The sequence below is a fragment of the Pseudomonas sp. TWRC1-2 genome, assembly GCF_049896685.1.
GTDB lineage: Bacteria > Pseudomonadota > Gammaproteobacteria > Pseudomonadales > Pseudomonadaceae > Aquipseudomonas.
The window spans coordinates 79,403-92,100 of the sequence record NZ_JAFCUU010000001.1 but is presented as its reverse complement, the minus strand read 5'-3'; the positions used below and the strand labels follow the sequence as shown (position 1 = coordinate 92,100).

Below are 12,698 nucleotides of genomic sequence, written 5' to 3'. Positions count from 1 at the left end.
TTGTTGTTTTTATCGCGCTACTTTTCGACGATGGCCGTAACACCCAGCCCGCCCGCCGCGCAGATCGAAATCAAGCCGCGCCCGCCACCATTGTCATGGATGGTTTTGGCCAGTGCCGCCAACTGCCGGCCACCGGTGGCGGCGAACGGGTGGCCACAGCCAAGCGAACCACCGTTGACGTTCATTTTGCTGCGGTCGATGGCGCCCAGCGGTGCGTCCAGGCCCAGGCGCTCACGGCAGTAATCGGCGTCTTCCCAGGCCTTGAGCGTGCACAGCACCTGAGCGGCAAATGCTTCGTGGATCTCGAAGAAGTCAAAGTCGGCAAAGCTCAGGCCTTCACGCTTGAGCATGCGTGGAACGGCATAGGCCGGGGCCATCAACAGGCCTTCGGTGCCATCGACAAAATTCACCGCCGCTGTTTCGCCGGTACGCAGGTAGGCCAGCACCGGCAAGCCGTGTTCGGCAGCCCAGGCCTCACTGGCCAACAGCACCACCGAAGCGCCATCGGTCAGCGGCGTGGAATTGCCCGCCGTGAGCGTGCCGTTCTGACGGTCGTAGGCTGGGGATAGACCGGCGAGTTTCGCAAGGCTGGTGTCAGCCCGCAGGTTGTTGTCGCGCGCAAGGCCGCGATAAGGGCTGATCAGATCGTCGAAAAAACCACGGGCGTAAGCGGCGTCCAGGCGCTGGTGGCTGGTCAGGGTCAACTCATCCTGGGCCAGCCGCTTGATCTGCCAGCGCTTGGCCATTTCTTCACAGTGCTCCCCCATCGACAGGCCGGTGCGTGGCTCGCCATTGCGCGGCAGCAACGGCTTGAACAACATCGACGGGCGCACCTTCAGCAACGCCTTGAGCTTATCGCCCATGCCCTTGGCGCGGTTGGCCGCGAGCAAGGTATGGCGCAGGGATTCGTTGATGCCGATGGGCGCGTCCGAGGTGGTGTCGCTACCGCCGGCAATGCCGACGTCGATCTGGCCCAGGGCGATTTTATTCGCCACCAGCAACGCCGCTTCAAGGCCCGTGCCGCAGGCTTGTTGCACGTCGTACGCGGGGGTTTCGGGCGACAAAGTGGTCGACAGCAGCGACTCGCGCGCCAGGTTGAAATCGCGCGAATGCTTGATCACCGCCCCCGCGGCAAACTCGCCCAGGCGCTGGCCGTGCAGGTTGTAGCGGTCAACCAGGCCTTGCAGGGCGGCAACCAGCAAGTCCTGATTGCTGTCGTGGGCATACACGCTGTTGGAGCGGGCAAACGGGATACGGTTGCCGCCGATAATCGCCACGCGGCGAGTCGGGGCCGGGTTGAAGCTGTAGTCACTCATTGACGGTTCTCATTCCAGACAAAAAGCCCACGCATATGCGGTTTATCGCCCGCCGCATTGCGCACTTCGAACTCACGGCGCGGGCCGGTCACGGGGCGATTCCACAGGGTGACCTGGCCGGGCAGGAAGATCGGCAGTTTGAAGTCGCAATGCGCCTGGGCGTGTTCCAGGCCGCCCGGTGGTTGCTGAGCGGCGAGTGCGCGGCCCAGGGTCCACATGCCGTGGGCGATGGCGCGGCGAAAGCCAAAGATCCTGGCGCCGATCACCGAGGTGTGAATCGGGTTGAAGTCCCCCGACACCTTGGCAAAACGCCGCCCCAGGTCGGCCGGCACTGCCCAGCGCTGGCTGCGCAACAGCCCGTCTTCCTGCAACGTCAGCACGTCTTCCCACGGTTCGCCGACCGGGTCTTTCACGTCACGGCGCAGGTACAGGCTGTCGCTCTGCCACACCAGCGCGTCGGCGCCGTAGGCCCGCGTGGCGATAATCAGCGCCTGGCCTTTGGGGTGCGCCACCCAGCGCTCGCAACCTACTTCCAGGCGTAACGCCTGGCCTTCGTGCAAACGCTGGTGCTGATGAATCCGATTGGCCAGGTGCACCATGCCGCTGGCCGGATACGGAAAGCTCGGCCGTGTCAGCAGCATCAGGTGCAACGGGAACGCCAGCACGTGCGGATAGGACAGCGGCACGCCCTGCTCGCGCCGGAAACCACAGGCGTGGCCATACGCGGCGATAGCGCTGGCCGACAGCGCCACCGCCGAACGCACCAGGCATTCCCTGGGCAGCAACGGCGCACCCTCAAGCTTGGGTTTGCGCAGCGCGCGCACGCCATCGAGCAACAACTGGGTGCGCGACAGTGGCGGGTCGATGATTTGCGTCACGTAGTCCATGGCTCAGGCTCCCAGCAGGCTTTGGCCGCACACGCGTACGACTTGGCCGTTGACCCCGCCGGACGCCGGGTGCGCCAGCCAGGCAATGGTCTCGGCCACATCAATTGGTTGCCCGCCTTGGGACAGCGAGTTCATGCGCCGCCCCGCCTCGCGGATCATCAGTGGAATCCTGGCGGTCATCTGTGTCTCGATAAAACCGGGCGCAACGGCGTTGACCGTGACCTGCTGCGCTGCCGCCAACGGTGCCAGGCCGTGCACCAAGCCAATCACACCGGCCTTGGAGGTGGCGTAATTGCTTTGCCCCAGATTGCCGGCAATGCCGGAGATCGACGACACGCACACAATGCGCCCGCCCGGGTTCAACCCCTGGTGGTGCAACAACGCATTGCTCAACTGCAACGGTGCTTCCAGGTTGACCGCCAGCACACTGCGCCAGGCCGCCTCGGTCATTTTGGCAATGGTCTTGTCACGGGTGATGCCGGCGTTGTGCACCACCACATCGAAAGCGCCGTACTGTTCGACATGCGCCTGCAACAGCGCGGCCGCGTCGGCTGCGGTGATGTCCAGCGGCAAGGCCGAACCGTTGACACTGGCGGCGGCCTGCTGCAGCGCTGCCTGGGCTTGGGGCACGTCCACACACACTACGTGGGCGCCGTCGCGGGCCAGCACTTGGGCGATGGCCAGACCAATCCCACGCGACGCGCCGGTGACCAATGCGCGGCGCCCAACAAACGGCTTATCCCAGTTGACGGCAACCTCGCCATCCACCGGTTTTTGCAGGCGCACGACCTGCCCGGACACATAGGCCGAACGGCGCGACAGAAAAAACCGCAGGCTGCTGTCCAGGGCGTCTTCGGCGCCCGGCGCGACATAGATCAATTGCACGGTGATCGCCCGGCGCAGTTCCTTGGCCAGTGAGCGCACCAGGCCTTCGAGGGCGCGCTGGGCGATGGCCTGGGGCAAGTCCCGGCAATGCTCGGGCGCAGTGCCGAGCACCACCACGCGGCCATGCTGACTGAGGCGCTTGGCGTTGGCGTGGAAGAAGACATAGAGCTCGTCGAGCTGCTGCAAATCGAGCACCGCCGTGGCATCGAACACCGCGCCCTGCACCTTGACCGTGGACGGCGCCCGGAGCGTCGCCGGCGTGGCCGCGACGGTGTCGGTGGCGGCAAAAATCTGTTGCACCTGCGTGGATAACCGCCCTGCCCCGGCGACGATGACCGGGTTGACCAGGCCCTGCTGGCCGCTGCGATGGCGCTGCAACGGCAACGGCTGCGGCAGGCCGATGGCCCGGGCGAGGCGCCGGCCCCAGGCGGAGTTGACGAAGGAAAGGTAGCTGTCACTCATAGTAAGCATTCACTCACAACACACACTGGCTTTATAAACCCGATGCCGGTGGGAGCTGGCTTGCCTGGGCTGCAGACGACTCGGTCGTTCACAGGCACCGAGGCGCTGCCATCGCAGGCAAGCCCGCTCCCACCTTGATCGTGTTTCTCCTAGTTGACCGAGGCGTTTTCGCTTTGGGGTGTGCGACGTTTGGCGCTCGGCTCCAAGGCTTGTTTGCGCTGCTGCAACGCCTCGAGCAAACCAAAGTCCTGCGGGAAATCATCGACCTGGATGCCGTGGTCGGCGTATTCCACATAGCGGCCGAGCAAGGTGTCTTCCTCGTCGCTGATCAGATCCAGCGCCCGCGCCTTGACGCGCCAGCCGCTGAACGCGGTGGCGGAAATCGGCATCGGTTCGACCAGGCCTTGCTTGACGGCCGACTTGAGGCGAGCGTCGATCAGTTCCACCTGCGGCAACAGGCGCAAGCCCAATTCGCCGTAGGCCAGCTTGTCGATTTCCGGGCGCGGGATGTAGGAATTGGCCAACAGGCGGTCGCGGGTTTCGCCTGGCGTCTGCACCACCTCGGCGACTTGGGCCAGCAAGCGATCCGACGGTTTGCGCAGGGGAATACCGAACGGAAAACTCAAGCCACGCACCACTGCCGCAGCGGCGTTCGAGGGGTAGTTATCGAGCACTTCGGCCAGCGCTTCATGCGCACGTAACAGCGCATCCTGGGCGGCCCAGTGCACCAGCGGCAGATCTGCCTGGGGCCGGCCGTCGTCCTCAAAGCGCTTGAGCACGCAGGACAGGATGTACAACTGCGACAGAATATCGCCCAGACGCCCGGTAATACTTTCCTTGCGCTTGAGTGCACCCCCGAGCACACCCATGGACACATCCGAGATCAACGCCAGCACCACCGACAGCCGATTGGCCTGGCGGTAGTAGGACGCCAGCGCAGGCTCAGTCTTGGCCGGTGCAGAAAGCAGCCGCCCACCCGTCAGCGCATGCACCCCGGCGCGTACGGTATTGGCGACGACAAAGCTCACATGGCCGAACATCGCGCGGTCGAAGGCTTCCAGCGCCTGGCGCCGGTCCGGGTTACGCGCGGCTTCCATTTCGCGGAATACGTACGGATGGCAGCGAATCAGCCCCTGGCCAAAGATGATCAGGCAGCGGGTCATGATGTTCGCACCCTCCACGGTGATCGCAATCGGGCTTTGCTGGTAAGCACGGGCCAGGAAATTGTTGGGGCCCATGCAGATGCCTTTGCCGGCGACGATGTCCATGCCGTCGTTGACGATGATCCGCGCGCGCTCGGTGACGTGGTACTTGGCAATGGCCGAGATCACCGAAGGTTTTTCGCCGGCATCCAGCGACGCCACCGAGACCTTGCGCACCGCGTCGCAGGCATACAAATGCCCGGCCATGCGCGCCAGCGGCGCCTGCACGCCTTCGAACTTGCCGATGGGCAGGCCGAACTGCTTGCGCATCGCCGCGTAGGCGCTGGTGCCGCGTACCGCGACTTTGCCCAGGCCGACGTTGGCCGAGGGCAGAGAAATCGCCCGCCCGGCTGCCAGGCATTCCATCAGCATGCGCCAGCCGTTACCGACCTGTTCGCGGCCGCCGATCACCCATTCCAGGGGAATGAACACATCCTTGCCGGTGGTGGGGCCGTTCTGAAATACCGCGTTCAGAGGCCAGTGGCGACGACCGCTGTTGACGCCTGGGTGAGACGTTGGGATCAACGCGCAGGTGATGCCCAGCGAGCCCGCCTTGCCCAGCAAACCCTCCGGGTCTTCGGCGCGAAACGCCAGGCCCAGCACCGTCGCGATGGGGCCAAGGGTGATGTAGCGCTTGTCCCAGGTCACTTTGAAACCCAGCACTTGCTCGCCCTCGTGCAGGCCTTTGCAGACGATGCCCTGGTCTGGAATTGCGCCGGCATCAGAGCCCGCATACGGGCTGGTCAGGGCAAAGCACGGGATGTCTTCGCCCCGCGCCAGGCGCGGCAAGTAGTAATTGCGTTGGGCATCGGTGCCGTAATGCAGTAGCAATTCAGCCGGGCCCAGGGAATTGGGGACCATCACCGAAATCGCCGCCGCCGAGCAGCGTGTCGACAGCTTCATCACCACCTGGGAATGCGCGTAGTGGGAAAAGCCTTTGCCGCCGTATTGCTTGGGAATAATCATGCCCAGGAACCCGGCGTCCTTGGTGTACTGCCAGCCTTCGGGGGACATGTCCTGCCAGATCTGGGTGGTTTCCCAGTCGTTGGCGATGTCGCAGAGGGTTTCGACCTCGTTGTCGAGGAAGGCTTGTTCTTCGGCGCTGAGGCTGGCCGGCGCAGCCTTGAGCAGGCGATCCCAGTTGGGTTTGCCGCTGAACAGCTCGGCGTCCCACCACACGGTGCCGGATTCGATGGCGGCGCGTTCGGTGTCGGACATGGCCGGCATGATCGTACGAAACAGACTCAAGGCCTTGCTGGTCAACAGCGTGCGACGCAAGGGTTTGATCGTCAGCAGCAGCGCGGGCACCACCACCAGCAGCGCCGCAACGCTGGTGCCCACACCAGCGACCACGTTGAACAGGTAACCAAGCGCCAGCCAGATCAGGCCAACGCCCAGCCACAGCGCAGCGGCGGCTTGTCGATACGCCAGGGCAATCGCTGCTGCGACACCCACTAATAACCAGATAACCATGGGGATACCTCTACCTAATCAGGGCATGGGCAATGCGCAGGCCGCTCGAAATGAGCGGCGGCGTAAAGCCACACTACAAACTTGAAAAGACAAATTCAAATTTTGTTTTGAAATTTTTATTTAATGCCTTGGCAAAAAAAAACCAGGCTGAGCACGTCAGCCTGTTGAATCAGAAAATGCGGTGCTGCACACGTTGCGAAGGCGAACCCCCGCTCTAGAGCCTTTGAACAAGGGCGCCAAGATGCGCTTGCCGCCCTTATCCTCAGTGCTGCGTGACGGACTTAAAAGGCATAGGTTGCCGAAACAGCCACTACGTCACCGGACGATTCGGCCTTACCGTCCAGGCTCGCGGCGCCCAATCGGTCCACGTTCTTGGTCTTGAGATTGACCTCCTGCACGAACTGATGGGAGTACGCCAGATCCAGCGTCAAGCCTGGAATCGCCTTGACGTCGTAACCTGCGCCCAGCGACAGGAAGTACCGGTCACCGTCCGGAATCCGCGGGTCGCGTGTAGAGTTGCGGGTCGGCGTCTGGTCGGACGCCACACCGGCACGCAATGTCAGCTCATCGGTCGCTTTGAAATCGCCACCAATGGAGTACATCCAGGAGTCGCGGTAGTTGTAGGGAATGGAAACGATCGTGTTGCCGTCGGACTTGAGGGTCAGGTCCTTGAAGGACGACCATTGGGTCCACACCGCACTCACCCCCATGGTCAGGCGGTCATTGAACTGGTGCACCCAGTCCAGGCCCGCCGTTGCCGGGATGTCCAGTTGAGTACTGGCATTGGCGCCGTCGGGCATCAATTTCAGCCCCGGATAGGCCACTTCCGGGATAGTCCCGGTACCGCCGAACGGGCTCGGGGCCGTCATCAGCTGATAGGAGAAGGCGTCGGCGCGAATATTGTACTTGCCCTCCATCTTGTTCTTGATTTTGGCGTGGTAATTGAGGCCGAGGCTGTCTTGCTCGGTGGGTTTCCAGACCACCCCCGTGAACCAACCCACCGACGTATTATCGACTTTGACCCGAATCAGCGACGTACCCAGGCCAGCCGGGAACGGAATACCGCCCAATTCAGACTTGGAGTTGGCAGCGGCGGCGAGCAAATCGATATTCTGGCTGACGAAGCCTTTACTGTGCTGAACGATCATCCCGGCACCGATGGAAAGGTCATCGCGCACCTTGAACGACAAGGACCCGGTCAACCCTACGGTCTCAATCTTGGTGTCCACTGCAAAGTCACGAAACTTTGAGCCTTCATCCCAGGTGGTGCGCATGCCCTGCGGCACGACTTGGGCCAGACCGAATGAAAACCGGTCACCCAGCGGCATCACCATGAACCCGGTGGGGAGCCATGCAGTGAACCCGCCCTGGCCGCCGTCATTGTTATTCAGCACGGCCTGCGCGGGGTCGAAAGTACCATCGGGGTTAAACGGTGTATTGGATACCGGGTTGCCCTGGTAGTCATTGGCCTGGCCTTTGTACTTGATCTTGATCCGCGCGTAATCGACGGTCATTTGCGCAACGTTATGGTCAACAAAAGCCATTGCCGCCGGGTTGTTGAACGCCGAACTCGGGTCATTCTTGAACAAGGAACCCCCGCCGAACGCTCGCCCCCAGCCCGGTGCGCCATACGTCGGCGTGGAAAAACCGCCGGCTTGCACAGGCACGGCTACCATCAGCCCGCCCATCAACGCCAACCCCAGTAAAGCCTGCACCTGTTGTTTTTTATTATTCATGAGGCACTCCTTATTGTTATCACTCTGAGCCGGCCCAGCCGTCTCGTCTTTCTGTTCGTTCGATCAGGGATCGTGTTTCACGTTGTGCGCGCCCACGCGCTAAAGCGTTGATGTTTTCAAGGATTAATCGTGAGGGCAGGTGAAGGTTTGAAGTTGAAGGCCGTGACCCTGCAGGTGGCGTTCACCGTGTGTGGGCCGGCAATGCTGAACGTGCCGTCGGCGGCACTCCATTGTGTGATCAGCACACTTGGCGTCAGGCAGCTGTCATACGGAAACTTTTCGGTAAAGCCAGAAAGCGTTGCGGTGGTGGCATTGGTCGGCACCAGTGTCCAAGGCAAGTTCAACGGGCCGGAAATACCACACAGCGCATTACCGGTGAACGTGGCACCGGTGATCGATGCGCTTGAGCCGTCCGCCGCGACTTGGCCACTGAGTGTCATCGTGCATGGAACCGGGGTAAACACCAGCAGCTTTACCGCGGTGGCGATTGAGCCCGAGGCGGTAAATGCAGCGCCCGCCGGGGCAAAGGTGGCTGCGCCTGCAGTGGACGAGACAGCGCCCAGGGTGAATAACATCGAACCCAGGAGGGCCGTTTTCTTAAGGCTTTGCATTGTCATGTTCCCCAGACAATAAGTACCGTACCCAACCGGCTCCGCCGGTGGTTTTCCCGCAGCCGGCGCCTCACGCGAGGCACCGGCCTTTCAACGGGTGATCAGCCCTTTACGCAGTTGCGCGCTTACGGGTTAACCGTCAGCGTTGGCGCCACAACACTCAGGGACACCACGGTGCAGTTGCCACTCAGCGATTGATTGCTGGCCGACAGGGTTTTGCTGGCCGCAGTCCACGCCACAGCGATAGGGGTAGGACCGCAGTTGGTGGAAGGCAGCGAGGTGATCTTGTAGCCGACGTTGGTCACGGTACCGGTGGTGCCGGTTGCAGCGGTCAGCACCCAAGGCAGGTTGGTCAGCGTCGGCAAGGCGCAGAGACCGCCGCCGGTCAGCGAAGCACCGTTGATGGACGCCACGCCACCGCTGACGTTGCCGGTAAAGGTGATGCCGCAGGTTACGGCCGCACCGAACGACGAGGGCGACTTCACAACGATGGTGCCGGGGTTGGTCGTGAACGGACCATCCGGGGTGATGGACGCCGCACTGGCCATCGAAGCGGCGCCAAAGCACAGAGCAAAAGAAGTTGCACAAACGAGGGTTTTCAAGCTTTTCATTGTTTTTCCTCACATGTTATGGCGAGTCATTTCGCCAGGGGTAATGGCCATGATCGAGAGGTCACGGTGAAACTGCAGAACTTCCCTTTCCAGCCAAATCTCAATTCAATTACCGCTGCATCTTATTAATCGGTTTATTCGACCACTTTGAAGGTCGGCGGCATCGTGATCGACACCGTTTTGATCTTGCAGTCTTCGCCAATCGGAACATTGGTGGCTTCCAACTTTCGGGTGGCGTTGTCCCACGTGCCATCGGCCGTAGAAGGCCCGCACTTGCCGCCCAGGCCGAAGGCGTGAACATCGACGCTGATCTTTGACATGGAGCCGCTTTTGGTGTCTTTGGCAACTAACACCCAGGGTAAGTTGGTGGCCTCGACGCGGCTGCATTTAAGGCCGCCGTCGAATTCAACTTTATCGACATTCACCGATGAACCATCGGCCGCGACCTTGCCGGCCACCTTGATGGTGCAATCGGCGCTGATCAGCGCACCCTTGGAAAAGCTGATCGGGCCCTGGGCAGTAAAGGCGCTGCCGGCCGGCTCGATGCGTGCGGCCTGAGCCTGGTGGTAAACAATCAGGCCCAGTGCGGCCAGTATGATATGCGCGGTGAACGTGGCAGGGCTGTGCATTATGTACGTCCTTCCCTTGAAGTTATTGTTGTAGGGTCAAACAACTTTCTTGCCATCAAACTGATAAACCTTGGGCGATAAAAACCTGCGCGATACACAGATCCCGAGTTCACCCACGGCTGTGTTACTTCACCTCAAAACGGCTTGGCGCTGTTGCTGTACTTCTCCAGATACTTCAAACGTTGTGACGGTTGAAGATTGGTCAAGGTGATATCGCCGGCGTAATGATTCAACACACGATGGTCCATGCGACGTCGCCACAAGTACGGCACATAGGCCCAGACAATCATGCTCGCGTAACCATAAGGAAGTTGCGGCGACTCATCAAAGTGGCGCAATGACTGATAACTACGGGTGGGGTTGGCATGGTGATCGGAATGCCGTTGCAGTTGAAACAAAAAGATATTGGTGACAATACGGTTACTGTTCCACGAGTGCCGCGGCGAGCAACGTTCATAGCGACCGTTGGGCAACTTCTGGCGTTTAAGCCCGTAGTGCTCGACGTAGTTCACCACTTCCAGCAACGAGAACCCGTAGATGCCCTGAATGATCAGGAAGGGAATCACGGCCGCGCCGAGCCAGGCAATCATCGCGCCCCACAACACCACGCTGTACATCCACGCGCCGAGTACGGCGTTCTTCCAGTGCAGTGCCGGCAGGCCGAGTTTGCGCAGGCGTTCGCGTTCCAGGTTCCAGGCCGACACCGCGCTGAACCACACCGAGCGCGGCAGGAACGCCCAGAAACTCTCCCCCAGACGTGAGCTGGCCGGGTCTTCCGGTGTGGCCACGCGTACGTGATGGCCACGGTTGTGTTCGGTGTAGAAGTGCCCGTAGAAGGTCGGCGCCAGGGTGACCTTGGCCAGGAACACTTCCAGCGGCTTGGGCTTGTGCCCCAGCTCATGCGCGGTGTTGATTGCAATGCCGGTGGCGGCGCCGGTCGACAGCGCCATGCCCAGGTAGGTGAACCAGGTGATCTCACCGTGCAACTCGGTGCGCGCGGTAATAAACGCTGCGGTCTTCGCCAGCCAGCTCGACGGATCAAGGCTTGCAGTGGCATTGAGCAGGCCGCCGTTGATGATCCAGTCGATCCCACCGGCGGCCAGCCAGCCGGTCACTACCACTGAGGTGATCACGAACAGCACGCCGGTGTAGACGATCCAGCGGTAGTAGCTTTGCGATTCAAGGTTGCTGACGGCGGATTCTGGCGGGTTGCTGACGTCTTCGCCGAGCAGGCCGTCGATCAGTGGGATCAAGCCGAAGATCACCAGCACGCCGACCCACCACAATTGCTGTACGCCTGTGGTGATGGCCAGGGCGCCGGAGAGCAATGGGGTCGCCAGGGGCATGATGCCCAGCCACCACAAATGACGTTTGCCGTCGGTCCAGACGGTGGAAGTGACCAGAGTCTGGTTCATGGCAGCCTCCGGACGAGACAGCTTGGAGATGCGATAAAAGGCGTTTTTTTCATTATTTTATTCGCTCTTAGGCACTTCAAAAATTGTTTCAAATTAGACATTGAAATAATTTTTTTAAATAAATAGCGCGGAATCGTTAGGTCGTCAACTAGTTTCTCGAAGGCTTTTTGACGTGACTGGCCAGTCTCTTTTTCAGCCGTTTGGTCAGGTGTCTAAAGCAGGCATCGACGCCGTTGTACCGCGAGTCGGGTAACACCATTATTTGCTCGCCAAGGCAAATGGCGGGTGCAGCACGCTGGCGCTTTGCGGTGGGCGAACGCGCTTGGCCACCTGCTCCACCAGCGCAGCCACGCGCTCTGTGGCGGTAATTGGCAGCATATGACCACGCCCCTCCACCACCTGCATCTTCAGCCCGGGCACTTTGCTTGCCAGGGCCTGGCCGTGCTTGTGAAAGTCCAGCACGTTGTCGCGCGCGCCATAGATCAGGCCGATTGGCAGGGTCAGTTGCGGGTAGCGCTTGACCATGTCGGGCAAATGGTCGTTAACCGTATTGATCTCGGTGGAGGCGGCGTAGAAGTTGTCCGGACGCATACCCAGCAGCCCGCCGCCACGCGTGGCGAAGTCTGACGGCGCGGCATCTGGGGCGAACACGCCCTTCACCACCGTGCCTCTGGTCAGCAGGCCGACGGGCATGGTCAGGGTGTGTGACATCCACCGTCGCAACCAGGCCGGGCGCACCGCCAGGGACAGGAACACCGGCGGCAGCATACGCTGGGGATGCGTCAGCGGCGCCACCAGGATCAGCCCGGACACCGCGTGTGGATGGTCAAGCGCCAGCGCCAGCGAAATCGCCCCGCCGAGGGAATGCCCCAGCACCAGCGGTTTATCCAAGTCCAGGGTTTTGATAAAGGCCGCGATTTGCCGAGCCTGGGCCGGCAGGTCTGCCGCAGTACCCGTTTGCCGGGTGGAATAGCCCGAACCCGGACGGTCCAGCGTGATCACGCGAAAACGCTCACGCAGCTGGGCGGACAAGGCATAGGTCAGGTTGCGACTGCTGCCCATCAGCCCGTGAATCATCACCAGCGGCGGGCCTGCGCCTTCCTCGACATAATGAAAGCGCTCGCCATCGACCTCGACGAAGCGCCCGTTGATCGGAACAGTGGCTTCTATACGCCGCGTCATCCAGGCACTGAAGCCCCACAACAGCGCACTCGCCACCCCAAACACGCCCGCAGCGACAACCCATTCAACAGCCATAGCTCGGTCCTCTGCTTCCCTGCCGCTGGCGACCTGACCGGTATTGATCAAGGCCTCAGCCATCGTCCACACCCTGGACCTAAACTTCATGCATACCGTGCTCGTCCGTCGGACAAGTCGCACATGCGGAACAAGGTCCTAGCGTAGGCGAAATTTTCAGGTAGATTATTTAAAATCTTTTTTAAAATAATTAATTCAATTTTTCTTTGCAATG

At 61.2% G+C, this 12,698-nt stretch carries 10 protein-coding genes; all 10 read right to left on the bottom strand.

Annotated elements, in window-relative coordinates:
• Positions 1-17 precede the first annotated feature (17 nt).
• Positions 18-1,316 carry an acetyl-CoA C-acetyltransferase gene (locus tag ACP7B3_RS00475; RefSeq protein WP_426177192.1) on the bottom strand — a complete coding sequence of 433 codons (1,299 nt, stop codon included), beginning with the start codon at positions 1,314-1,316 and terminating at the stop codon, positions 18-20.
• Positions 1,313-2,203, bottom strand: a complete 891-nt coding sequence (locus tag ACP7B3_RS00470; protein ID WP_426177190.1) for a MaoC family dehydratase — start codon at positions 2,201-2,203, stop codon at positions 1,313-1,315. The genes ACP7B3_RS00475 and ACP7B3_RS00470 overlap by 4 nt, the downstream gene beginning before the upstream one ends.
• 3 nt (positions 2,204-2,206) lie before the next feature.
• The gene (locus ACP7B3_RS00465; RefSeq protein WP_426177188.1) at positions 2,207-3,550 is read right to left on the bottom strand and encodes a 3-oxoacyl-ACP reductase; all 1,344 of its coding nucleotides are present in this window, start codon (positions 3,548-3,550) and stop codon (positions 2,207-2,209) included.
• A gap of 149 nt (positions 3,551-3,699) precedes the next feature.
• Positions 3,700-6,225: an acyl-CoA dehydrogenase gene (locus tag ACP7B3_RS00460; RefSeq protein ID WP_426177186.1), complete on the bottom strand. Its 2,526-nt coding sequence runs from the start codon at positions 6,223-6,225 to the stop codon at positions 3,700-3,702.
• 281 nt (positions 6,226-6,506) lie between these two features.
• Positions 6,507-7,961 (bottom strand): outer membrane protein transport protein, encoded by a 1,455-nt coding sequence (locus ACP7B3_RS00455; RefSeq protein WP_145164418.1) that lies wholly within the window; start codon positions 7,959-7,961, stop codon positions 6,507-6,509.
• A gap of 116 nt (positions 7,962-8,077) precedes the next feature.
• A complete protein-coding gene (locus ACP7B3_RS00450) occupies positions 8,078-8,572 on the bottom strand; it encodes a hypothetical protein (RefSeq protein WP_426177183.1) in 495 nt (164 codons plus the stop codon).
• Positions 8,573-8,697: 125 nt separating this feature from the next.
• The gene (gene praB / locus ACP7B3_RS00445; RefSeq protein WP_145164422.1) at positions 8,698-9,183 is read right to left on the bottom strand and encodes an alkane oxidation protein activator PraB; all 486 of its coding nucleotides are present in this window, start codon (positions 9,181-9,183) and stop codon (positions 8,698-8,700) included.
• 134 nt (positions 9,184-9,317) lie between these two features.
• Positions 9,318-9,812, bottom strand: coding sequence for an alkane oxidation protein activator PraA (gene praA / locus ACP7B3_RS00440; RefSeq protein ID WP_119742801.1), 495 nt, complete (start codon positions 9,810-9,812; stop codon positions 9,318-9,320).
• A 134-nt stretch (positions 9,813-9,946) separates the two neighbouring features.
• On the bottom strand, positions 9,947-11,227 hold the full coding sequence (locus ACP7B3_RS00435) for an alkane 1-monooxygenase (RefSeq protein ID WP_145164426.1): 1,281 nt from the start codon (positions 11,225-11,227) through the stop codon (positions 9,947-9,949).
• Between the two features lie 258 nt (positions 11,228-11,485).
• Positions 11,486-12,484, bottom strand: coding sequence for an alpha/beta fold hydrolase (locus ACP7B3_RS00430; protein ID WP_426177180.1), 999 nt, complete (start codon positions 12,482-12,484; stop codon positions 11,486-11,488).
• Positions 12,485-12,698 lie beyond the last annotated feature (214 nt).